Below are 23,640 nucleotides of genomic sequence, written 5' to 3'. Positions count from 1 at the left end.
GACAAAGTAAGGAAGGCCATTGGTCACCGACGCGACGACGCCGACATGGCAGCTGGATCCCGACCGGCTCCTCCCCGTCGATCCGGCCACGCGCCGGATCGCGCGCGAGCTCTACGGCGCGGTCGCGCAGCGGCCCATCCTCTCGCCGCACGGCCACGTGCCCGCCGCGCTCCTGCGGGACGACAAGCCGTTCGCGGACGCGACCGAGCTGTTCCTGCGGCACGATCACTACGTCACCCGCCTCCTGCACGCGTCCGGCTTCGCCCTCGACGAGGTCGGCGTGCCCGCCCTCGACGGCTCGCGCCCCGCCGCCCCGCCGCGGGAGGCGTGGCGCCGGTTCTGCTCGCACTGGCGGCACTTCGCCGGCACGGCCTCCGCCTACTGGCTGCGGGACGTGTTCGTGACGGAGTTCGGCATCACCGAACAGCCGAACGCAGTGAACGCCGACGCGCTCTTCGACCGACTAAACACGCACCTCGCCACCGACGCCTTCCGCCCGCGCGCGCTGTTCGATCGGTTCGACATCGCGCTGCTCGCCACCACCGACGACCCGCTCGACGACCTGGCCGCGCACCGGGATCTCGCCGCCGATCCCGGATTCCGCGGCCGCGTCGTCCCCACCTTCCGCCCCGACGCCTACCTAGACCCGTCGACTCCGGGCTGGCACGAGCGGGTCGCGCGCCTGGCCGAGCGGCACGGCACGCCCGAATCCAGCTACGACGGCTACCTCGCCGCGCTGCGGGAGCGCCGGCGGTACTTCCTCGACCACGGCGCCGTGTCCGCGGACCACGGCGTGCGCGAGCCGCTCACCGTCGAGATGGACCATGACGACGCGGCCGCGCTGTTCACCACGCTGCTGCGCGGCGACGGTACCGCCGCGGATGCGCGCCTGTTCGCCGGTCACATGCTGTTCGAGATGGCGCGGATGAGCGTCGACGACGGGCTGGTGATGACCGTCCACCCGGGCGTGCACCGCAACCACAGCACCGACACCTTCCAGGTCTATGGGCCGGACACGGGGCACGACATCCCCGTGCGCACCGAATACGTGCAGTCGATGCAGCCGCTGCTGCGCCGGTTCGGCACCGCCCCCGACTTCCACTTGGTGCTGTTCACCGTCGACGAGACCGTGTACTCGCGGGAGATCGCACCGCTCGCCGGCTTCTACCCCAGCGTCTACATCGGCGCCCCCTGGTGGTTCCTCGACGCGCCCGACGCCGTCGGCCGATTCCGCGCCGCCACCACCGAGACCGCCGGCTTCTACCGGAGCTCCGGGTTCATCGACGACACCCGGGCCTTCCTCTCGATCCCCGCGCGGCACGACATGTCGCGGCGGCTCGACGCGGCCTACCTGGCCCGGCTCGTCGCCGAGGGACGGCTCGACGAGGCCTCCGCCCACCGGATCATCGACGACCTTGTGGACGCCCAGCCGCGGAAGGTGTTCAAGCTGTGACGCCCACCGGAGCACCCGCTGTGGCACCGCCGCTCACCCGCGCCGCGGTGGCCGCGCCGGCGCCGCCCGTGCGCATCGTGCACATGGGCCTCGGCGCTTTCCATCGTGCACACCAGGCCTGGTACACGGACCGCAGCAGCGACGCCGCCGCATGGGGCATCGCGGCCTTCACCGGCCGGTCGCCGCAGGCTGCCGCGGAACTGTCCGCCCAGGACGGCCTCTACACCCTGATCGAGCGGGGCGACGACGAGGACCGCGCCGTCATCGTGCCGAGCATCAGCAGGGCGCTCGACGGCGCGAACATGGCGGCGTTCCGCGTGCACGTTTCCGCACCCGCGACCGCGGTCGTGACCCTGACGGTGACCGAGCCCGGGTACCACCTGCGGCCGGACGGCGAGATCGACCTCGACGATCCGGCGGTGGCCGCCGACCTCCGCCGACTGTCCGCGGGGCCCGCGTCGGCCGCGCCGACCACGGCGCCGGGACGGCTGCTCGCAGGGCTGGAGGCGCGGCGACGCGGCGGGGCGGGACCGATCGCCGTCGTGCCTTGCGACAACATCCCCGCGAACGGCGCCCTCGTGCACCGCGCGCTTACGTGCCTCGCCGACGAGGTGGATCCGGCGCTGGCACACTGGATGACGGAGAACGTCGCGTTCGTGTCGACCTCCGTCGACCGCATCACCCCGCGTGCCACCGACGCCGACCGCGCCGCCGCGGTGGCACTGACCGGCTACGCCGACGCCGCCCCCGTGGTGGCCGAGCCGTTCACCGATTGGGTCCTCAGCGGCGAGTTCCCCGCCGGCCGCCCGGATTGGGAGAGCGCCGGCGCGCGGATCGTCGCCGACATCGCTCCCTTCGAGCAGCGCAAGCTATGGCTGCTCAACGGCGCGCACAGCCTGCTCGCGTATCTCGGGATCCTTCGCGGCCACGGCACCGTCGCCGAGGCCGTCGCGGACAGCGGCTGCCGGGACGCCGTCGAGGGGCTCTGGGCCGAGGCGCGCCGCGGAATGCCGGCGATGCTCCGGGCCGAGGACTACTGCACCGCCCTGATCACGCGCTTCGCCAACCCGCGCATCGCCCACCACCTGCACCAGATCGGGATGGAGGGCGTGAGCAAACTCGCCGTGCGCATCATCCCCGTCGCGCGGCAGGAACGGGCCGCCGGGCGCAGCGCGCGCGGATGCGTTGTGCCCCTGGCCGCCTGGACGGTGCTCGCTACGCGTAACCGGCTGCCGGCCGACGCCCACGCGGAGGCCGTGCGAAGCGCCGCCCACGCGGACGACCCCGTCACCGCACTGATCGCGCTGCTCGACGCGGAGCTCGCCGCCGACGCGACGTTCGTCGACCGTATCCGCCGGCGCGCCGCCGAGCTGGGCGGGCGGCAGGCCTGACGACCGACGACGACCACCGACCCGACGATCACCACACCTGGAGTTGAACCATGCTGAAACCGCAGAACAGTGCCACCCGTGAGCTCGTGAACCTCGACGGGCTGTGGTCGTTCGCCGTCGACTCCGAGCGGGTCGGCTTCGACGAACAGTGGCAGTCGCAGCTGCTGCCGTCCACGCTGGAGGCGCCCGTGCCCGCCAGCTACAACGACCTGTTCGTGGACCCTCGCATCCGCGACCACGTCGGCTGGGTGTGGTACCAGCGCACCGTCCGGGTGCCGCGGGGCTGGGACGGGCAGCAGATCATCGTCCGCGTCGACTCGGCCACCCACGAGGGCATCGTTTACGTCGACGACGTCCGCGTGGCCCACCATGACACCGGCGGCTACACGCCGTTCGAGGCGGACATCAGCACGCACGTGGAGCCCGGCGCGGAGTTCCGGCTGACGATCGCGGTGAACAACGAACTGTCGAACGTGACGATCCCGCCGGGGGAGGTCACCGTCGACGCCCGGGGCCGCAGGAAGCAGAAGTACTACCACGACTTCTACAACTACGCGGGCCTGGCGCGGTCGGTGTGGCTGGCCGCTCGACCGGCGCTGCACGTCTCCGACGTCACCGTCACCACCGGCTATTCCGGCACGAACGGGGCCGGCGCCACCGGATCCGTCGACGTCGCAACGACACTCAGCGGCGACGGCGGAGACGTCCGGCTCACTCTGCGCGACGCGGACAGGGAGGTCGTCGCCCGCGCGGACGGCGCGCACGCGCGGTTGACGATCGATGACGTGACGCTGTGGCAGCCGGGTGCGGCGTACCTGTACGAGCTGACGATCGAGGCCCTCGACGGCGGTCGCCTCGCTGACGAGTACACGCTGCCCGTGGGCGTGCGCACCGTGGAGGTGCGCGGCGCGGAGTTCCTCATCAACGGGGAACCCTTCCGCTTCACCGGGTTCGGCCGTCACGAGGACACCCCGGTGCGCGGCAAGGGGCACGACAACGCCTACCTGGTCCACGACTTCCAGCTGATGGGGTGGATGGGCGCCAACTCGTTCCGCACCTCCCACTACCCGTACGCGGAGGAGGTGATGGACTTCGCCGACCGGCACGGCATCGTCGTGATCGACGAGGTCGCCGCCGTGGGGCTCAACCTCGGCGTGGCCAGCGGGCTGTTCGGCACGGAGGCGAAGCGGACCTTCAGTCCCGAGTACATCAACGACGAGACCCAAGCAGTGCACAAGGAGCACATCCGGGAACTCGTCGCCCGCGACAAGAACCACCCTTCGGTGGTGATGTGGTCCGTCGCCAACGAGCCCGGATCGCACGAGGACGGCTCCCGGGAGTACTTCGAACCGCTCGTGGAGCTCACCCGGGAGCTCGACCCGACCCGTCCGGTGACCTTCGTGAACATGATGCTCGCGGTGGCTGGCCAGGACAAGATCTGCGACCTGTTCGACGTCCTCTGCCTCAACCGCTACTACGGCTGGTACGTCGACACCGGCGACCTCGTCAGCGCGGAAGCCGGCCTGGAACAGGAACTGTCGCAGTGGCAGGAGATGTATGGCAAGCCGATGATCATGACCGAGTACGGGGCGGACACCATGCAGGGGATGCACTCGGTGTGGGACACCCCGTGGACCGAGGAGTACCAGGTGGCGCTGCTGGACATGTTCCACCGTGTGCACGATCGCATCCCCGCCATGATCGGCGAGCACGTGTGGAATTTCGCCGACTTCCAGACCTCGGCCGGGATCATCCGAGTGGACGGCAACAAGAAGGGCGTGTTCACCCGCGATCGCAAGCCCAAGGCCGCCGCGCACGCGCTGCGCCGGCGGTGGACCGGCGGCACCGCCTGACGCCGACCCGTCCCGCCTGACCTGCACCGCCCGACCCGCCCCGATTCCTCCCCTCACCCAGGAGATTCCATGAAGATCGACAAGGCCGAGGTGATCGTCACCAGCCCGGATCGGAACTTCGTCACCCTCAAGCTCACCACCGACGACGGCGTCACCGGCCTGGGCGACGCTACGCTCAACGGCCGCGAACTCGCCTGCGTGGCCTACCTCGACGAGCACGTGGTGCCGTTGCTGATCGGCCGCGACCCGGCGAACATCGAGGACACCTGGCAGTTCCTCTACCGCGGCGGTTACTGGCGCCGCGGGCCCGTGACCATGGCGTCGATCGCGGCGGTGGACATGGCGCTGTGGGACATCAAGGGCAAGACGGCGGGGATGCCGGTGTATCAGCTGCTCGGCGGCGCGTCCCGCCGCGGGCTGATGGCGTACGGGCACGCCTCCGGCAAGGAGATCCCCGAGCTGTTCGACTCGATCCGGTCCCACCAGGAGAGCGGTTACCGATCCATCCGCGTGCAGACCGGGGTGCCCGGGCTGGAATCGATCTACGGCATCGCCTCCAACCACGGCCTGCCCGGCAACGAGGGCGTGCGCTACGACCACGAACCCGCCCAGCGCGGCGCCCTGCCGATGCAGGAGGACTGGGACACCCGCGCCTACCTGCGGCACGTGCCCGACGTGTTCGAGGCGGTGCGGGGCGAGTTCGGACCCGAGCTGCCCCTGCTGCACGATGCGCACCACCGGATGACGCCACTGCAGGCGGCGCGGCTCGGCAAGTCCCTGGAGCCCTATGACCTCGTGTGGCTGGAGGACTGCACCCCGGCGGAGAACCAGGAGGCGCTGCGGCTGGTGCGCCGGCACACCACCACGCCGCTGGCCATCGGCGAAGTGTTCAACGCGGCATGGGATTTCCAGACGCTCATCACCGAGCAACTCATCGACTACGTGCGCGCCGCGTCGACCCACTTCGGCGGGATCACGCCGCTGAAGAAGCTCGCCGACTTCGCGGCGATGTACCAGATCAAGTCGGGATTCCACGGCCCCACCGACATCTCGCCGGTCGGGTTCGCCGCGCAGCTCCACGTGGGCATGGCGATCCACAACTTCGGCCTGCAGGAGTACATGGAGCACGGGGAGAAGACCAACAGCGTCTTCCGACAGTCGATGCGGTTCACCGACGGATACCTGCACCCGGGCGACGCGCCGGGGCTCGGGGTCGACCTCGACGTGAACGAGGCCGGAAACTACCCGTACGCCACCGCGTACCTGCCGTACAACCGGCTCGCGGACGGCACGATGCATGACTGGTGACGACGTCGTTGACGTTGCCGGACTGGCCGCCACCGTGCAACGGGTGGCGGAGACGGAGCCGCTCGTCGTCGTGATGGGGGTGTCCGGGTGCGGCAAGACCACGATCGGAACACGGCTGGCCGAACGCCTCCACATCCCGTTCATCGACGGCGACGACCTCCACACGACGGCGAACGCAGCGAAGATGGCGGTCGGGCGGCCGCTCGGCGACGACGACCGGTGGCCGTGGCTGGACCGGGTCGGCGAGGAGCTGGCCTACGCCGGTGCGGCGGGGTTGGTGATCGCGTGCTCGGCGCTCAAGCGCCGCTATCGCGATGCGATCCGCGCTCACGCGCCGACGGTGGTGTTCGTGCACCCCGCCGCGCCGAAAGAGGTGGTGGCCGAGCGCATCGCGGCGCGCAAAGGACACTTCATGCCCGCGGCGCTACTCGCCTCCCAATATGCGGATCTGGAGGTCCCGGGGTGGGACGAGCGATGCGTGACCGTCGACGTCACGCAGCCATTGCCGGCGGTGTGGCGACGCCCGGTCGGCTGACAGGATGCATGCGTGCGGGAGTACTGGCGGGCGCCTGTCGCCTCCGCGCCGGCAACTCGACGTACGGGATGATGAGCACCGCGTCCGGCTGGTTCACCTCGTCGGCCCGCTGTTGGAGCAGCGGCACGAGAGGATCACGGGAGTGCTCGCCTGATCCGGCTACTCTCGCAGCTCGGCCAGCGCCGGCGCGAAGAACCGGTCCTCGGCAGGGTCGGCCGGCGGGGCCACCACCAGATCGTCGGCGAGGCCCCCGTACCGTTCGCGCAGCATCGCGGCCAGCTCGCGGTAGGGCACCTGGGGCGCCAGCGCGTCGAGCATCGTGTCGTCCACCACGTCCGCCATCGCCGGCCAGTCGCCGGCTCGCGCCTCGGCCTGCAGCCGCTCGGCCCGGTCGCCGAGATCAAGCCGTTCGAGCGTGCCGCGGTAGGCGGGCGTCGAGTACAGGAACGCCATCGAGCGGCGCTTCGCTTCCCGCGCCTCGGCAGCGGCGCGGGCGTTGCCGCCGCTGATGTACTGGGCCGACGCGGTGATCGTCACCGTGCGCCCCGCGTCGGCCGCAGCGGTCCGGGCCAGATCGGCCGCCTCCTCGAGCACGACGGGAAGAGCGCTGGTGGGGTGGGTGATGAGGCCGTCGGCAACGGTCCCGGCCAGTCGGCACATCCCGGCGCCCACCCCGCCCAGGTGGATCGGGATCCGCGGATGCCCGATGGGAGCGGGCGTGAAGTAGGGCTGCAGGCGGGTCAGCGTGTAGTGCTCCGAGCGGTAATCGATGCCGCCGCCGGCATCGAACGCGTCCCACGCCGCGCGTACCGCACCCACGTAGTCCCGCATCCGGCCCAGGGGCTCGGTCCAGTCCATGCCGAATCGTCCCACGATGTTGCCGCGCACCTGCGTGCCCAGGCCCAGCTCGAACCGCCCTGCAGAGGCCTCGGCCAGGTCACGGGCCGCGAGCGCCATCGTCATGGGGCTGCGAGGGAAGGCCACAGTCACCGCCGTGCGCACGGTGAGCGTGCTGCTCGCCTGGGCCGCGAGCAGTGCGATCAGAAGTGAATCATGCTCAGTCTCGGGCACGTGCACGCCGTCGTAGCCCAGCGACTCGAAGCGGGACACCGCGGCGGCGACGCCAGTCGAGGGAGTGGCAGCGTCGAGCAGGGCGAACACGCGCATGAACCGGGCCCCTTTCTGCGGGCCGTGGCACGGAGCGGCCGCCGGGAGCGACTCTAGCCGATGGGGATTCACCTGAACAGGCACAGCCGAGTCCGCGCTCAGCCTGTCGGGGCGAAGTTGTCAGCAGTTATCGAACTGCCAGCGGCCGTCGATGTAGGTCCATGTCCGTGGGTCCATTGAACCGGCAGGAGCGGTTGGCGAATTATCAACAGTCACCACTTGCGCCGAGGAACCGTCGATACGAACCGTCACACCGCCATATTCGGGTGTCCGATCTTTGAAAATGTGGTTCAGCAGTGCACGGTAGGAACTCAAACCGCCGATAAGGTCTTTGCAGCGTTGCGAATAGTAGGCCCACGCTGCCTCGGCCTCGCCGTCCGCTGCCAGATGGTCCAGGTCCTCGGCGGACCTGATGAGTTCTTCTTCTCGGGTTGATGCGCCGGAATCCTGCCGTGCACCAGTGGCGAGATGTGAGGACGCACTAGGAGATGTTGCGAAGAGGGCGTGCGTGTCAGCGGGGCTTGAACAACCGGATGCGCCGATTGTGGTGGAAAGTCCTGCCACGAATAGGATTTGATATCTGCGCATGATCGCAGAATCTACACGCGCAATGGTGAGAAGTGCGAAGTGGTGTAGTAGGGCAGGGCCCGTCACCTCCGCGCCAGCACCTCCACGTGCGGGACGACGAGCACCCCGTCAGGATCGTCCGCCCAGCGCAGCCAGGCCGCGGAAATCTCCTCCAGCTCGGCCCGCGTCGCCCAACCTGCACCGGCGAGCTGGGTCGCGATCGCCGACCGCAGGATCCGTTCCGCCCACATCCCGCCCCACCAGGCCCGGGACTCCGGATCGGCGAAACACCATGTGCTCGAAGAGGTGTCGACCTCGGCGAACCCGGCGGCACGCGCCCAGGCTGGTAGGCGCCTGCCCGCGTCGGGCTCCCCGCCGTTCGCCCACGCCGCCCGGCGGTACAACTCCAACCATCGGTCGAGCTCGGGCAACCGGGGGAACCATGTGAAACCGGCATAGTCGGCGTCGCGTACGGCGACGACGCCACCGGGCCGACATACGCGACGCATCTCCCGCAGCGCCTGCACCGGGTCGCCGACGTGCTGGAGCACCTGGTGGGCATGGATCACGTCGAACGCGCCGTCGGGAAGTTCCAGCCGGTGCGCATCCGACACGAGGCACCGCACGTCGACGCCCCGTGCGGCACACGTCGCGCGGGTGAGCGCCATCGCCTGGTCGGTGGCCTCCACGGCCGTGACGCGGCCGGGCGCGACGGCCTCCGCCAGGTCCGCGGTGATGGTGCCCGGCCCGCTGCCCACGTCGAGCAAGGCCATCCCGCTGCGTAGGTGCGGCAGCAGGTAGGCGGCCGAATCCGCGGCGGTGCGCACAGTGTGCGAGCGCAGCACCGACTCGTGGTGGCCGTGCGTGTAGACGGCGGCGCCGGTGGAGCACGGGCCGGGGGAGCGTTGAGAGTGCGACACGGGTGCTCCTAGCGTCGGACGTGGATGCACCTCCGACGCTACGGCGTTGCCGCCAACCTATGGAATGAGAATCTCAAAAGGTGAGAAGACTGATCAGTCCACGCGGATCGTCCCGTGGCACGTGATCGACGGGAAACCCCACAACTGGTGGTGGTTGAAGGAGTTGAACGTCAGCGCCACATCGCCCGGACCGCTGTCGATGACGTACCCCTGCGTCGCGTTCGACCCCGGATTGGCCACGCGCATCGAGTCGCGGACGGTTCCGGACGCGCCTGTCTGCAGGTTGGTCCAGTCCATGGTGAAGTCCGAGGCGTACCCGCCCGCGAAGAACCAAAGGCTGCTGGGGTTGAAATCGATCTTCGCCTGCCCGGGTACCTCGGTGTCCTGGAGAACGTAGACCTGGCTGAACGCGAACGGCTGGTCGACGATGTAGGGACTCAGCCCGATGCACGGCTGGTCCATCGGCACCACATCCGAATTCAGTTCCGCGCCCGCGGTTCCGGCGCCGCCGACGGCGAGCACGGCCGCGCAGCCGCCCGCCGCTACGGCGGTTCCGAGCGTTCTCATGTGCCGTCCCATCATGATTGCTCCTCTCGTCGGGCCGGTTGACCGGTCATTTTAGGGCGGCCGACCCCCTTTTGGAAGGGTCCGGGGCACGGAACGTCGGGTGCCCGATCGTGGCGTGGCGGGTGCGTCACGCCGTGCGGAACACCTGCACCACCGACGGCCGCGGCGTCGCCGCCTGGCCGGGCTGCGGCGTACCGCTCACGTAGTCCGGGAACAGCGAGTGCGGCTCGGCGAACGAGCCGTCCTCGCCCGGGTGCTGCACCGCCACGAACACGTTGCCCTCCTCCTCGTGGACGAGGGGCCCGCAGGTCTCGGCCTCGCGGGGGACGGCGAGGAACTGTTCGACGAACCCGCGTCGGTCCCCGTCGAGCGCCACGCGGAACAGCCCGTCGTTGCAGCCGATCGTGCCCGGCTGTCCGTCGGTGGAGATCCACAGGTTGCCCGAGCGGTCGAAAGCGAGGTTGTCCGGGCACGAGATCGCCGAGACCTTGTCCGCCGGGTAGCCGCCGAAGTAGGTCGCGTCATCGTCGGCAGGGTCGCCGCAGACCAGCAGCAGGTTCCACCCGAACCTCTCCGCCGTGGCGTCGCCGCCCGCCTCCTCGATCTCCACGACGTGCCCGTCACGGTTCTCGTGCCGCGGGTTGGCCTCGTCGGCGCCGGCCTCGCCGTCCGTGCCGCGCTTGGTGTTGTTGGTGCAGGCGACGTAGACGCGCCCCGTCTCGGGGTTGGGCTCGACGTCCTCACAGCGGTCCATCTTGGTGGCGCCCACCTTGTCCCCGGCCAGGCGTGTGTACACCAGCACCTGCTCGACGGACATGCCCGGCGCCGCGGACTTGCCGTTCTTGATCAGCGGCAGCCACATGCCCGAGCCGTCGAACCTGCCGTCGGACGGGAGCGCCCCGCTGCCGTCGATCTGCGCCGGGTCGGAATCTCCCTGGAAACGCGCCACGTACAGGTCGCCCTCGGTGAGCAGCTTCTTGTTGTGGGCGCGGTCGCCCTTCCGGTACTTGCGTTTGGAGACGAACTTGTAGAGATAGTCGAACCGCTCGTCGTCGCCCATGTAGGCCACCGCCTTGCCGTTGCGCGCCAGTGCGACCGTCGCCCCCTCGTGCTTCATCCGGCCCAGCGCGGTGTGCTTGACCGGGGTCGACGTCGGATCGTTCGGGTCGATCTCCACGATGTAGCCGAACCTGTTGGGCTCGTTGCGGAAGTCGGGCCGGCGGGCGTCGAACCGCCGATCCGTCTTCTCCCAACCGTTCGAAGTCTCCTCCGCGTTGAGGCCGTACCTCTTCTCCCCAGTGCTCGTGCCCTCCGCGCGGAAGTACCCGTCGAAGTTCTCCTCGCCGGACAGGATCGTGCCCCACGGGGTGGTGCCGCCGGCACAGTTGCCGACCATCCCGCGCACCCGGCGCCCGGACGGATCATCGGCCGTCGTCATCATCTCCGAACCCGCGGCGGCACCGGTGAGTTCGAACTCCGTGTCCGCGGTGATCCGCCAGTTCAGCCGTCCGCCGCGCACATACGTCCACGGCTCGCTCGCAGACGCGCGTTCCAGCTCCACCACCGACCCTCCGTGCGCCGCCTTCGCGATGCCGTGCCGCTCGGTCTCCGCCGGGCCGCCGGTCTCCGGGAACATCAGGTCCGGGTTGACGTACTCGTGATTGCAGTACAGCAACGCCTTGCGCCCGTCCTTGGTGCGCAGGATCTCCAGGTAGTCGTTGTTGTAGCCGAACTGGAGCGCCTGGGCCTTCGCGGACTGCGCGTGCAGATCGAACGCGGGGGAGTCGGTGAACAGCGGGTCGCCCCAGCGCAGGATCGGCCGCCAGTCGTATCCGCCGGGGACGGTGAAGGCGTCGACGGACTTGTCCACCGGCGCGATAGGGGAGAAGGCCAGCGGGCCGCCCGTTCCGGCGGCCCCGCCTGCGGATCCGGCGCCGCCTGCCGCGCTGCCCGCCGATCCTGTCGTGGCGGCTCCGCTCGCACTGCACGCGGCGAGCGTCACCGCCATCGCCCCCACGGCCCCCGCTCCGAGCAGACTGCGCCGCGAGAACCCGGCCGAGACGATGTCGCGGAAGTACTCGTTGGGCGAGTCGTTGCACACCGGTCGGGTGCACGCGTTCGCGCACTTGAACTGGCATGTCACCGGGCTGCGTTTGCCCCGCGTCAGCCCCGCCATCGGCAACGATCGCCGGATCCGCTCCACCATGTATCGGCTCCCTCTCCACGTGTCGGTGAGGCAACCGTCCCGTACACGGGTTTCCCGGCGTGATTGTCCGCGTGAACGGTCGGTGAAGTTCAGCGGTCGTATTCTCAGGCCCAGCCGAGCCGGTGCAACTGCTCGTCGTCGATACCGAAGTGGTGGGCGAACTCGTGGATCACCGTCACCCGCACCTCGTGCACCAGTTCGTCCTCGTCGTCGCACATCTCCATTAGCGGCGCGCGGTAGATGAAGATGGCGTCCGGCAGCGAGCCGGCGTACCAACTGTCGCGCTCGGTCAGTGCCACGCCTTCGTACAGGCCCAGGATGTCCGGCTCGTCGGGGTTGCGGTCCTCCACCAGCACGACCACGTTGTCCACCGCCGCGATCAGCTTCTCCGGCAGGGTGTCCAGCGCGTCCGAGACCAGCTCCTCGAAACGCTCCTCGCTCACGGTGATCGGCACGGCCCGCTCCTACTCTCCCGCCGACGGCAGCGGCGGGGCCACCGCCCGACCCGGCGGGGGCAGCGGCTTCGGCTCGGGCACCTTGCCGTCGATCATCAACCCGCTCTTGGCCGACCCCGTGAGCACCGCGTACGCCCCCTCCGACGCGCCGAACCCCACAGTGCAGTCCACCTTGCGGCTGCCCGCCAGCCAGCTGGGCAGCGACTGCGTGCTCCAGTAGACGGTGAGCGTGGTGTTGTGCAGGGCGTCCTCGCCGCCCAGGTAGTCCTCGCTGATTGTGCGGCATGCTTCACCCAGGAACTCGTCCTGCTTATCCAGCGGGGGCCAGTCGCCCGGGAACTGCGCGGCCAGGTCCACCTGCCCGGTCACCTCCACAGAGTGGTCGGTGGCGCAGTCCACCGGATCCGTCGGCAGCCCGTTCTCGATGCCCAGGCACGTGCCGGGCGGATGCACACGCGACTGGTCCTGGCCGGCCACGGTGCCGGTGATCGGCTGGAACGAGGCGCCGTCCACCCCTGTCTCCTGCAGCCCGCACAGCACCGTGCGCTCGCCCTGCGACCAGCCCTTGCCGCCCGGGTGGATCAGGCCCACGGTGAACCGGCCCGACGGGTCCAGCCGCCCGTCCAGGTAGCGGCCCACGGCGGGGGCGCACACCGAATCGCGCAGCGTGGCATATCGCTGCGCGTCCGTGACCTGCGCGTGCGGCCCGAACTCGCTGCTGGGGAAGTTGCTCAGATCCACCCGCTGCGCCACCTCGAACAGGTGCGGCCGGGCGCAGTCCACCTCGGTGATCTCCGGGTTCTCCTGGTCCTGCCAGGTCAGGCAGGTGCCGGGCCGCGCATCGCTGAAAGCGGGGCCCTCCGCGGAGCCGGTCTTGACGGGTGCGTCCCCCGCATTCGCCGCCACCGAGGGCTCCGACGAGCCGAAGACGCTGTCGAGGTTGCCGGTGGACACCAGCGTGATCACCGCGGCCGCCAGCGACCCGAGCGCCACCAGGATCAGGGAGCGCCGCATGTTCTGCGCGGTCAGGTGCGGGTGGTGCTGCGGCGCGGGGACCTCCGGGGCAGGGGTATCCGGGGCAAGGGTATCCGGAGCAGGGACCTCCGGGGCAGCGGCATCCGGGGCAGCGGCATCCGGGGCAGCGGCATCGAGGGCTGCAGAATCGCGAGCAGCAGCGTCGGGGGTGCTGCGACGGCGGCGGAAGATGGACATCGCCCACAATGATGCCTGGTGCACGCCGACAATGCGCACAGTAGCCGTCGATCAGGGGTGCGGCGGCGTATCGTCGCCGGTCGACGGGGCGGCCGACGGGACCGGCAAGTAAGGTCATGCGGTGTGATTGACCTGAAGTTCCTTCGCGAGAACCCCGACGCCGTGCGAGAGTCGCAGCGCACCCGCGGCGAGGACCCGGCGCTGGTGGACACGCTGCTGGAGGCGGATGCCGCGCGCCGGTCCGCCATCGCCGCGGCCGACGAGCTGCGCGCGGAGCAGAAGGCGCACGGGCGCACGGTCGGCAAGGCCACGCCGGAGGAGCGCCCTGCGCTGCTGGAACGCGCCAAGGAGCTGTCCGACGCGGTCAAGAAGGCCGGCGCCGACGAGGCCGCCGCCAAGGCCACGCTGGACGAGGCCCACCGCGCCATCTCCAACGTGGTGCAGGACGGCGCCCCGGCCGGCGGCGAGCAGGACTTCGTCGTCCTCGAGCACATCGGCGAGCCCCCCGCCATCGACGAGCCCAAGGACCACCTGGACCTGGGCGAGGAGCTGGGACTGATCGACATGAAGCGCGGATCCAAGGTGTCCGGGTCGCGCTTCTACTTCCTCACCGGCGCGGGCGCGCTGCTGCAGTTGGGGCTCCTGCAGCTCGCCGCGCAGAAGGCCGTGGCGAACGGCTTCACCATGATGATCCCGCCGGTGCTGGTGCGCCCGGAGATCATGGCGGGCACCGGTTTCCTGGGCGCCCACTCGGACGAGATCTACCACCTCGACGAGGACGACCTCTACCTGGTCGGCACCTCGGAGGTCCCCCTGGCCGGCTACCACTCGGACGAGATCCTGGACCTGACCGCCGGGCCCAAGCGGTATGCGGGCTGGTCGTCGTGCTTCCGCCGCGAGGCCGGCAGCTACGGCAAGGACACCCGCGGCATCATCCGCGTCCACCAGTTCGACAAGGTGGAGATGTTCAGCTATTGCCGCCCCGAGGAGGCCGACGCCGAGCACCAGCGCCTGCTGGGGTGGGAGAAGGAGATGCTCGCCGCCGTCGAGGTGCCCTATCGGGTGATCGACGTGGCGGGCGGCGACCTGGGCAGTTCCGCGGCCCGCAAGTTCGACTGCGAGGCGTGGGTCCCCAGTCAGGGCGCCTACCGCGAGCTCACCTCCACGTCCAACTGCACCACCTTCCAGGCGCGGCGCCTGAGCGTGCGGTACCGGGGCGACGACGGCAAGCCGCGGATCGCCGCCACCCTCAACGGCACGCTGGCTACCACGCGGTGGATCGTCGCGATCCTCGAGAACCACCAGCAGCCCGACGGCACCGTGCGCGTGCCCGCCGCGCTCCAGCCGTTCGTCGGCACCGATGTGCTGCGCCCGACGGGGTCCTGACCTGCACTCGGCCGCGCGCGCCTGCGCCGCGCTGGGCGCGCTCGCCGTACTGCTGACGGCGGGATGCGGCGGCGGACAGGCCCCGGAGCCGGGCCCCGATACCACCGCCGCCGATGCCCCCGCTCCCGATTCCCCGGAGGCCGCCGCCCCCGACGACGGCATGCGGCTGGTCGGCTCGGTGACGGTGCCCGAGGGGATGCGGTTCCAGGGCACGACAGTCGGCGGGCTGTCCGGCATCGACTATGACCCGGCCACCGGGCGGTACGTGGTGATCAGCGACGACCGGGGCGCGCACGGGCCCACCCGCGCCTACACCCTGGACCTGCCGCTGGGGCCGGACGGCCGGCCCGGGCAGCCGCGGTTCCTGTCGATGATCCCGCTCGCCGGGCCCGACGGCCCATACGCCCCGGGCACCAGCGACACCGAATCGATCCGCTGGGCCCCCGACGGGGGCGTCGTCTACGGCAGCGAGGGAGACGCCACCGGCGCCCTCACGCCGTTCATCCGCTCCGCGGAACCCGACGGGACACTGCGGCGCGACTACCCGCTGCCCCCGTACTACCTCCCGGCATCGGGGCCCGACGGCGACCAGGTGCGCGGCATGCGGGAGAACCTGGGGTTCGAGGGACTGGCGCTCGCCCCGGACGGCCGCACCATCTCCGCGATCACCGAGAACGCTCTGGTGCAGGACGGGCCGGCCGCGGCCGCGGAAACCCCGAGTCCGTCGCGGCTGCTGCAGCTCGACCGCGCCACCGGCGCCGTGACCGGCGAATACGTCTACGAGGCGGACCCGCTACGGACCACGGGGACGGCGATCGGGCCCGCCGTCGCCGGCGTGTCCGCGATGACACAGGTGGGGCCCGCGGCCTTCCTCACGGTGGAGCGCAGCCTGGCACTGCCCCGCGGGTTCGTCACCAGCATCTACCTGACCACCACCGACGGCGCCACGGACGTCGCGGGCGCCGACGCGCTGACCGGCGGCGAGACGGCCATGCACAAAACGAAGCTGTTCGAAACAGAAGGGCTGATGGGCAACGTGGAGGGCATCACCCTGGGCCCGGACCTGCCCGACGGTGCCCGCACGCTGGTCCTCGTCGAGGACGACAACTTCGGGCGCGTCGGATCCACCACGTTCCATGTTGTGCGCGTGGGATCCCCGACTGGCTTCTGAGCACGTACCGCTGCGCACGGGCCGTGCACCCGGGAAGATGGGCGCATGGGCAACGAGAGTGCAGTGGTCGTAGGGGTCGACGGATCCGACAATGCGCGGGTGGCCTTGGACGCGGCGATCACGGAGGCGACAAGCAGGAAGGCCCCGCTGCACCTGGTGGCGGCCTACCACGCACCGGCCGTGCGGCGGCACAGCGTCGCCGTCGAATACGAGAAGGTGGTCCGCGATGAGGCCTTCGCGATCCTTGCCGAGGCCGCGGAGCAGGCCCGCGACGCGGGCGCGGACGTGACCACCTCGGTGCACTCGGGCGACGCCTCCGGGGTGCTGCTCGAACAGTCGCGCACCGCGGCGCTGGTCGTGGTGGGCGCGCGGGGGCGCGGCGGGTTCATGGGCCGGCTGCTGGGGTCGGTGGCCGCGGCGCTGCCTGCGCACGCCGCCTGCCCGGTCCTGTTGGTGCCGCGGCGCGTGGACGCCCCGGCGCACAGGGAACCGGACTACAGCGGCCGGATCGTGGTGGGCATCGACGCCTCCGGCCCGGCCAGCCCGGCGCTGTCCGCAGCCGCGGACGCCGCGCATCGCCGGAACCTGCCGCTTGTCGTCGCGGCGGTCGCGGGCCCCGACTTCGACGCGGACTCGCGCGCGGGCGACGACCCGGATGCCGTGCGTGGGGTCCTCGCGCAGTGCCTGGACTCGGTGGCCGCATCGCACCCCGATGTGCAGGCGACCACCGAACTCCTGGAAGGGCCGCCCGCCGAGGTGCTGGCCCGCGTGTCCGCGACAGCCGAGACGGTGGTCGTGGGCGCGCGCGGCAGCGGCGGCTTCAGGGCGATGCGGCTCGGCTCCACGGTGCACGCGCTGCTGGGGCACGCGCAAGGGCCGGTGCTCGTGGTCCGCTGATGGGCCGGCCTCTCAGCGCAGGATCATGCCGGTGGCGGTGCCCGAGGCCAGCAGGGCGCCGTCGCTGTCCCGCAGCTCGCCGCGCGCCGTGGCGGTGCGCCCGCCGCGGTGTTCCACCTTGCCCACGGCCCGCACCGGACCCGTCTCCGTGGTGACCCCGCGGATGAACCGGACCGTGAGATCCAGCGTGGTGAACCCCTCGCCGGCCTCCAGGGTGGACTGGATCGAATAGCCCATCGCCGAGTCCAGCCACGCGCTGAGCACGCCCCCGTGCACGGTGCCCACCGCGTTGTACTGGTACTCGCCGGGCTCGGCCTCCAAGGTCACGGACCCGCGTGCCAGCGCCGCGATCCGGAAGTCCAGCGCGCCGCCCGACGGCGGGTACGGGATCTCCCCGGAGTGCAGCCGTTCCATGAACTCCAACCCGGTCAGCCCCTCGCGGGCCTCGGCGATGTCGGCCGGGTCGGCCCACGAATGCGTGCGCGAGTGCTCAGCGGTCACCAGGTCTCCTCTGTGCGGGGCGGAACTCTCCGAAGCGTCTCCCGTACCGTACGACGAATCGCGGCCGAGAGTTGTCCACAGGGCCGAATGCGCCCGGCGGTCTGTTCCGGCACGCTGGCCGCATGGGGGGAGGACGGGAGCGCACGCGGGGCGACTTGGATCAAGACGATGGCGCAACTGACTGAACACGAGTCGCGCAGCACTGTCGCCCGCAGATGCCGGAGCGGCCGATACGTGCAGGTGATGCGCGGGGTTTATGCCGACGCCGAGCCGCACGGGGTCGACCGTTGCCGGGCGGTGAGCCTGTGGCGCGCGGACGCCACGTTCAGCCATGCCTCGGCGGCCTGGCTGTGGGGACTGATCGACGAACCGGAACGGGTGCACGTGACGGTGCCGCCGAGCATCCGACTGCAAAGTCCCGGATGGTTCGCGGTCACCCGCAAGGAACTGCCCGGGCCGGGTTCGTGGGCGTTCGACCCGCCGGTGGTGGGCCATCGCCCGCGCGATCTTCGGTTCGGTGCCGATGTTGGACACGCAAACGGCCGAACGGATCGTGGACGAGTATTCCCGCAGCGACGAACGCTACGAGGAATTGCTCGAATGCTGCTACCGCGATGCCGGTTGCCGCGGGGTGTCGCTCGCGCGGCGTGTCATCGAGCGGGCGGCGCGGCGCACTGCATCGGAGGCCGAGCGGGTGGTGGCGCATGCCCTGGGACGGGCCGGAGATCACCTCGAGGTGAACAAGGCGATCGCCTTGTGCTGGACGGCTGGCCGATGCTCCGACTCGCCGCGAACGCGCGGCTCAATCGGCGCCGCTCGCGGCGGAATCCTCCGCGCCCTGCCCGCCATCGACCGGCGCGCACCGAAGCTCGTGCCCGCGGGAGGTCTTGCACCGCCCGGTTTCCAGGTCCCACTGCCACCCGTGCATGTTGCAGGTGAGGGTGGTGCCCTCGATGACGCCGAACTTGGACAGGTCGGCTTTCAAGTGCGGGCACCGGCGCTGCATCTGCCAATCGCCGAGGTCGATGGTGTCGGAATCGTCCTTGCCCTCGGCGAACCAGCCGTCCGCGTAGGCGATGCGCTCGTCGGTGAGGCACTTGAAGAACGTGTAAAGGTACTCGTTGTATCCGCCGATGCGCCAGGTGCGGAACCGGATGGACAGGAAGATCGAGTTGACCCAGTCCGGCTCGCCGTCGCGCAGCACGGTGCGCACCAGCGAGCGGTCCATGGTGAACCCGTAGCGGAAGCGGCGCTCCACCTCCTTGCGCGGGCGCACGGTGCGCTCAGGGAAGTCGAGGACCACCGTCTCGACGATCGCGCCGCCCTCGGTCATCTGCAGCGCCACCGGGTAGCCGATACCCTCGCTGATCTGGTCGGTCTGCTTCATGATGGGCTCGAACAGTTCGCGCAGCGGCTCGTAGAGCGACTCGCCCGCGGAGGGCGCCCAGGCGGCCTTCTCGGCGGCGATCACCGGGGCCATCCGGGTGGCCATGTCCTCGATGTAGGCGGCCTTGTCGGTGAAGATCTTCTGCACCTGTGAATCGGGGATCGGGTGGGTGACCGTCACCGAGTCGTGGTCGAACTCCGCGGTGGTGCCCGGGATCATGAGGATGCCGCCGTCGATTCCGTGCTTGGCGAGCTCGCCGAGGAACACCGTCTGGTCCGGGAAGATGTTGGCCGGGTCGCCGGCGTCGTCGTTGAGGAAGCGCAGGTCGTCGTCCAGGAACACCGGCGGTCCGGCCGAGGGGATCACGTGCAGGGCGCCCACGGTCTCGACGTAGCTGCGGGCGCGGTCCATCTGCCGCTGCCTCTTTTGCTCGCCGTGGGCGCGTTTGGTGCGCTCGGACATCTCGTACACCCACGGATACCAGATGGCGCCCGAGTACTGGAGCATGTGCACGTCGATGCGGCCGAAGTTCTCGCCCACCACGTCCAGGTCCACCGGGCGGGCGTCGTTCATGTTGAACGCGGTGGTGGTGCCGTCGGAGACGACCAGCGCCGAATCTCCCAGCGGCCCGTCCGCGGGCGCGCGTAGGGCGATGATCATGAGTTCCAGCACGCCCTTGGGGCCGGTGACCGTGTGCTTGACCGAGTCCTCGGTCTCGTAGAACTTGTGGAAGCCCAGCGCCTCGAGTTCGCGTTTGAGGTCCGGCACCGGGTAGTCCGGCAGCAGCACGGTGGCGTCCTTGTTGACGTGCTCGCGCAACAGCTGCGGGTCGAAGTGGTCTTTGTGCAGGTGGGAGACGTAGAGGTAGTCACAGTCGCCCAGCGCGGCCCAGTTGAGTCCGGTGTTGTCCGGGAACGGGAACCAGGATGCGAAGTATGCGGGATTCACCCACGGGTCGCACAGGATCGAGCCTGCCCCCGTCTGGATGTGAAAGCCGGCATGTCCGAGGCTGGTGACCTGCACGGTGGAGTACCTCCGAGTTGGATGTTGTTCGGTCGCAAGGATACGGGCAGCGATGCGAAGTTACAGCGTCGGCGGCGGGCTGCGCGTAGGAAGGTGCGCGTGCGACACGTGGGGGCCCCGGCCGGTGACGCCCCCCCGGCCGGGGCATGGCTCGGGTGCGGGCGCGGCGGATAGGGTGGCCGGGTGGAACCTGTCTACGGCTCGGTCATCCGTCTCGCCAAGGGAGTCTTCGCTTTCGAGGGGCTCCGGTTCACCCGCACCGGATCGCGGAACATCCCGACGGACGGCGGCGCGGTGATCACGATCAACCACACCGGCTACATGGATTTCACCTACGCGGGCTACGCGGCCTTCGACGTGCACCGGTTCATCCGGTTCATGGCGAAGAAGGAGGTGTTCGACCACAAGGTGTCGGGCCCGCTGATGCGCGGCATGCGGCATATCCCGGTGGATCGGGCCAGCGGCGGCGGCTCCTATGCCGAGGCGGTGCAGCGCCTTCGTGCCGGCGAGCTGGTGGGCGTGTTCCCGGAGGCGACGATCAGCCGCAGCTTCGAGCTCAAGGAGTTCAAGACGGGTGCGGCGCGCATGGCTCTCGAAGCCGGCGTGCCGATAGTGCCCGTGGTCATCTGGGGGTCGCAGCGCGTGTGGACCAAGGGGCACCCGAAGAACCTCGGCCGGACCAATCTGCCGATCCTCATCCGCACCGGCGCGCATATAGCCCCGGAGGGCACCCCGGAGGAGCTCACCGGCCGGGTGAAGGCGTCGATGTCGCGCATCCTCGATGAGCTGCGCACCGAGTACGCCGCCGAGTTCGGCCCGTACCCGGCGGGCGAATACTGGGTGCCGCGGTCGCTGGGCGGCGGCGCCCCCTCACTGGAGGAGGCCACCGCGCTGGACGAGGCGGACACCGCCGCGCGCAAGGCGCGCCGCGCGGCGCAGACCGGGCGCGGCGCCGACGGGGACCCTGCGGTGGTCGCCGAGCGGCCGGGGCGGGAAGATGAGGCGGGTGTGCGGGGTCGGCTGCACGAGGCGAAGGCGCGCCGCACCGCCGCGCGCAGGAAGAGGAAGGGCCCGGAAGTCTGGTGAAACGCCCGCTGCTCATTGCGAGCGATGTCGATGGCACGTTGGTCGATGATGCGATGCGGGTGAGTGCCCGCAATCGCGCCGCCGTGGCGGGCGCGGTGGAGGACGGCGTGCACTTCGTGCTGTGCACCGGCCGCCCGCCGCGCTGGATCCGCCAGATCGCCGACCAGCTCGAGCATCCGCCCCTTGCAGTGTGCGCCAACGGGGCCATGGTGTTCGACAGTGCCACCGACCGTGTGCTGGCCGCGCACGTGCTCGAGCCCGCCACGCTGGAGTGGGTCGCGGAGGCGGTGGCCGGCGCACTGCCGATTGCGGCGCTGGCGGCCGAGCGGATCGAGCCGGGCGCGCGTTCTGCGTTGCACATGGAGTTCGTCACCACCCCCCGCTACGAGCACGCGTGGGAGCATCCGCGCGGCGTGGAGGTGGCCGATGCGGAGATCGCGGCCGCCCCTGCGGTGAAGCTGCTGGTCCGTGCACCGGGGACGCCCAGCGCGGTGATGCGTGACGCGCTGGAGCCCGTGCTGGGCCGGCGGGTGGACCTGACGTTCTCCACGGATGACGGGCTTATCGAGATCGCAGCGCCGGGGGTGACCAAGGCGATGGGGCTGGCGGACATCACCGGCGGCATGGACGTGGCGGCGTCGGATGTGATCGCGTTCGGGGACATGCCCAACGACGTGTCGATGCTTTCGTGGGCGCGGCACGGGGTGGCGATGCAGAACGCGCATCCGGAGCTGCTGGCGGTGGCCGACGAGGTCACCGGCTCAAATAATGACAGCGGCGTCGCGCTGGTTCTCGAACGCTGGTGGGGCTGAAGACCCGCGCTTGTTCGTGCAGGTAGAACTACGTGCATGTGATTTATGTGGCGTGTGATGTTCGTGTGACAACTGTGACTCGAGTGTGCTTTGCTCGGTGGTGCTGCACGCGGAATCGCCCCTTCGACGAGGAGAACGCCGATGCATCGATCACCGCTGAGGAACGCCCTGCGCGCCGTCCGGCGGCCGCTGTCGACCGCCCGCGGCCCGGACGCGTCACGCCGACGGCGACGGGCGGCCGCCGCGAAGCTGTCCGCCGCGGTGTCGGCACCGATGCTGGCGGTGGCGGCCGTCGCGGTGTCGGTGACGGCGGGCGGTGCCGGCGGGACGGACGGCGCCGCGGCTGCGCACCTCGATACGGTCCCGGTGGTCGATGCGCAAACGGTGTTCACCCTGCGCGGGCACGGCCACGGGCACGGCCGGGGCATGGGGCAGTGGGGCGCGTACGGCTACGCCAAGGACCACGGATGGAGCGCCGAGCAGATCATCGGCCACTACTACGGCGGCACCGAGCTGCAGCGGATCGACACCGGCGGGATCTCCGTGCGGCTGATGGGGCTCGACGGTGAGGACCTGTCCGTCACCTCGGACGGGCCGATGACGGTCGACGGCCACGAGGTGCCCGCCGGCGCCGCGGTGACCCTGCGCCCCACCCCCGGCGGCGCGGACGTGACCGTCACGCAGGGGTGCGGCGGCGCCCCCACTGACTCGTTCGCCGTGGGGGATCCGCGCGTCTCGCCGGCCGGCGGCGCGAAGCTCACCGTGTGCGGCGGCAACACCTACCGCGGCGACCTGGGCGTCGCCCTCGACGGCGGCGCGCCGCGCACCGTGAACCACGTGGGTATGGCGGACTATCTGCGCGGCGTGCTGCCCGAGGAGATCTCCGCGGGCTGGGCCGACAAGGGCGCGGGCGAGGCGCTGCGCGCGCAGGCGATCGCCGCCCGCTCGTACGCGGCCGCCGAGGACCGCTACGCGTACGCGGAAACGTGCGACACGCAGGCGTGCCAGGTCTACGGCGGCACCGCCGAGGAGGATCCGCGCACCGACGCGGCCGTGGCGGACACCGCGGGCATGGTGGTCACGCGTGGGGGACAACCGGTGGCCACCGAGTTCTCCGCGTCGACCGGCGGCTGGACCGCCGGCGGCGATTTCCCGGCCGTCGAAGACGCGGGCGACACCGCCTCACCAGTGCACGACTGGACGCAGACCGTCACCGCTCAGCAGGTGTCGGAGGCGTTCGGAGTGGGGCCGCTCCAGGAGATGACGGTGACAGCACGCAACGGGCTCGGCGCCGACGGCGGGCGCGTGGTGACGATGCGCGTGGTGGGCGCGGACAAGACGGTGGAGGTGTCCGGCCCGGAGGTCCGCACCGGACTGGGCCTCAAGTCGGACTGGTTCACGATCGACGGCCAGGGTCCGGCGGCGTCGGTGATCCCGCCGGAGTCGTCGGGCCTCATCCCGGACTCGTCGGGTGTGCTGCCCCCGGCCGTCCCCGACTCCTCCGGCCAGGCACCCGAGAGCGGTGGTGGCGAATCCGGTCCGCTCGACATCGTCGGCGGCGCGGGGCTGACGGCGGAGGACATCCGGCGCGCGGCGGATGCGCTCTCCGGCGCGATGGGGGCCGACTCGAAGCTCGGTAGCGCGATCGACGCGATCGGCGGCGTGGCAGCCGACGGCCTCCAGGCCTACACGGACGCACGCGGCGAGGGCCCGCCGGAACAGCCCGAGCCCTGACGACCCGGC

Annotated in this window: 20 protein-coding genes; 11 read left to right on the top strand and 9 right to left on the bottom strand. The window is 70.6% G+C overall.

Going from position 1 to position 23,640, the window contains the following annotated elements; translation table 11 throughout:
- Positions 1 to 19: 19 nt before the first annotated feature.
- From uxaC to JJ683_RS02605, 5 genes are all read left to right on the top strand, one after another.
- Complete coding sequence (gene uxaC / locus JJ683_RS02625) at positions 20 to 1,453, top strand: glucuronate isomerase (RefSeq protein ID WP_242474334.1); 1,434 nt, start codon at positions 20 to 22, stop codon at positions 1,451 to 1,453.
- Positions 1,450 to 2,844: a mannitol dehydrogenase family protein gene (locus tag JJ683_RS02620; protein WP_307810644.1), complete on the top strand. Its 1,395-nt coding sequence runs from the start codon at positions 1,450 to 1,452 to the stop codon at positions 2,842 to 2,844. Before uxaC ends, JJ683_RS02620 begins: the two co-directional genes overlap by 4 nt.
- Before the next feature lie 50 nt (positions 2,845 to 2,894).
- A complete protein-coding gene (gene uidA / locus JJ683_RS02615) occupies positions 2,895 to 4,697 on the top strand; it encodes a beta-glucuronidase (protein ID WP_200171101.1) in 1,803 nt (600 codons plus the stop codon).
- 69 nt (positions 4,698 to 4,766) lie between these two features.
- The gene (manD, locus tag JJ683_RS02610) at positions 4,767 to 6,005 is read left to right on the top strand and encodes a D-mannonate dehydratase ManD (protein WP_200171100.1); all 1,239 of its coding nucleotides are present in this window, start codon (positions 4,767 to 4,769) and stop codon (positions 6,003 to 6,005) included.
- A complete protein-coding gene (locus tag JJ683_RS02605; protein WP_242474333.1) occupies positions 5,995 to 6,540 on the top strand; it encodes a gluconokinase in 546 nt (181 codons plus the stop codon). The genes manD and JJ683_RS02605 overlap by 11 nt, the downstream gene beginning before the upstream one ends.
- Positions 6,541 to 6,699: 159 nt before the next feature.
- On the opposite strand, the gene JJ683_RS02600 is transcribed toward JJ683_RS02605, so the two are convergent.
- From JJ683_RS02600 to JJ683_RS02570, 7 genes are all read right to left on the bottom strand, one after another.
- Complete coding sequence (locus JJ683_RS02600) at positions 6,700 to 7,707, bottom strand: TIGR03617 family F420-dependent LLM class oxidoreductase (RefSeq protein ID WP_200171099.1); 1,008 nt, start codon at positions 7,705 to 7,707, stop codon at positions 6,700 to 6,702.
- A 120-nt stretch (positions 7,708 to 7,827) separates the two neighbouring features.
- Positions 7,828 to 8,271, bottom strand: a complete 444-nt coding sequence (locus tag JJ683_RS02595; RefSeq protein ID WP_200171098.1) for a hypothetical protein — start codon at positions 8,269 to 8,271, stop codon at positions 7,828 to 7,830.
- A gap of 86 nt (positions 8,272 to 8,357) precedes the next feature.
- Positions 8,358 to 9,194 (bottom strand): class I SAM-dependent methyltransferase, encoded by an 837-nt coding sequence (locus JJ683_RS02590; RefSeq protein ID WP_200171097.1) that lies wholly within the window; start codon positions 9,192 to 9,194, stop codon positions 8,358 to 8,360.
- A 93-nt stretch (positions 9,195 to 9,287) separates the two neighbouring features.
- Positions 9,288 to 9,776: a hypothetical protein gene (locus tag JJ683_RS02585; RefSeq protein ID WP_200171096.1), complete on the bottom strand. Its 489-nt coding sequence runs from the start codon at positions 9,774 to 9,776 to the stop codon at positions 9,288 to 9,290.
- Between the two features lie 112 nt (positions 9,777 to 9,888).
- Positions 9,889 to 11,967: a PhoX family protein gene (locus tag JJ683_RS02580; RefSeq protein WP_242474332.1), complete on the bottom strand. Its 2,079-nt coding sequence runs from the start codon at positions 11,965 to 11,967 to the stop codon at positions 9,889 to 9,891.
- Between the two features lie 104 nt (positions 11,968 to 12,071).
- Entirely contained in the window at positions 12,072 to 12,422 is a 351-nt protein-coding gene (locus tag JJ683_RS02575) for a metallopeptidase family protein (protein WP_200171095.1), read from the bottom strand.
- 9 nt (positions 12,423 to 12,431) lie between these two features.
- Positions 12,432 to 13,634 carry a septum formation family protein gene (locus JJ683_RS02570; RefSeq protein ID WP_200171094.1) on the bottom strand — a complete coding sequence of 401 codons (1,203 nt, stop codon included), beginning with the start codon at positions 13,632 to 13,634 and terminating at the stop codon, positions 12,432 to 12,434.
- 123 nt (positions 13,635 to 13,757) lie between these two features.
- Here JJ683_RS02570 and serS point away from each other — a divergent pair, with 123 nt between their 5' ends.
- The 3 genes from serS to JJ683_RS02555 are packed head-to-tail and all read left to right on the top strand — an operon-like array spanning position 13,758 to position 17,088.
- A complete protein-coding gene (gene serS / locus JJ683_RS02565; RefSeq protein ID WP_200171093.1) occupies positions 13,758 to 15,020 on the top strand; it encodes a serine--tRNA ligase in 1,263 nt (420 codons plus the stop codon).
- The gene (locus JJ683_RS02560; RefSeq protein WP_200171092.1) at positions 14,995 to 16,191 is read left to right on the top strand and encodes an esterase-like activity of phytase family protein; all 1,197 of its coding nucleotides are present in this window, start codon (positions 14,995 to 14,997) and stop codon (positions 16,189 to 16,191) included. Before serS ends, JJ683_RS02560 begins: the two co-directional genes overlap by 26 nt.
- Before the next feature lie 45 nt (positions 16,192 to 16,236).
- Positions 16,237 to 17,088 carry a universal stress protein gene (locus tag JJ683_RS02555; RefSeq protein ID WP_200171091.1) on the top strand — a complete coding sequence of 284 codons (852 nt, stop codon included), beginning with the start codon at positions 16,237 to 16,239 and terminating at the stop codon, positions 17,086 to 17,088.
- Between the two features lie 12 nt (positions 17,089 to 17,100).
- On the opposite strand, the gene JJ683_RS02550 is transcribed toward JJ683_RS02555, so the two are convergent.
- Both JJ683_RS02550 and JJ683_RS02545 read right to left on the bottom strand, forming a co-directional pair.
- Positions 17,101 to 17,589, bottom strand: coding sequence for a PaaI family thioesterase (locus JJ683_RS02550; protein WP_200171090.1), 489 nt, complete (start codon positions 17,587 to 17,589; stop codon positions 17,101 to 17,103).
- 802 nt (positions 17,590 to 18,391) lie between these two features.
- The gene (locus JJ683_RS02545) at positions 18,392 to 19,999 is read right to left on the bottom strand and encodes a Rieske 2Fe-2S domain-containing protein (RefSeq protein ID WP_200171089.1); all 1,608 of its coding nucleotides are present in this window, start codon (positions 19,997 to 19,999) and stop codon (positions 18,392 to 18,394) included.
- A 183-nt stretch (positions 20,000 to 20,182) separates the two neighbouring features.
- Between JJ683_RS02545 and JJ683_RS02540 the strand changes: the two genes are divergently transcribed.
- From JJ683_RS02540 to JJ683_RS02530, 3 genes are all read left to right on the top strand, one after another.
- The gene (locus JJ683_RS02540; RefSeq protein ID WP_200171088.1) at positions 20,183 to 21,085 is read left to right on the top strand and encodes a lysophospholipid acyltransferase family protein; all 903 of its coding nucleotides are present in this window, start codon (positions 20,183 to 20,185) and stop codon (positions 21,083 to 21,085) included.
- Entirely contained in the window at positions 21,082 to 21,897 is an 816-nt protein-coding gene (locus tag JJ683_RS02535; RefSeq protein WP_307810643.1) for an HAD family hydrolase, read from the top strand. Before JJ683_RS02540 ends, JJ683_RS02535 begins: the two co-directional genes overlap by 4 nt.
- A gap of 141 nt (positions 21,898 to 22,038) precedes the next feature.
- On the top strand, positions 22,039 to 23,631 hold the full coding sequence (locus tag JJ683_RS02530; protein WP_242474331.1) for a SpoIID/LytB domain-containing protein: 1,593 nt from the start codon (positions 22,039 to 22,041) through the stop codon (positions 23,629 to 23,631).
- Positions 23,632 to 23,640 lie beyond the last annotated feature (9 nt).

Source organism: Tomitella cavernea (genome assembly GCF_016599145.1).
In the GTDB taxonomy this organism is placed as follows: domain Bacteria; phylum Actinomycetota; class Actinomycetes; order Mycobacteriales; family Mycobacteriaceae; genus Tomitella; species Tomitella cavernae.
The sequence above is the reverse complement of the archived record's forward strand: the minus strand, read 5'-3'. Positions and strand labels throughout refer to the sequence as shown.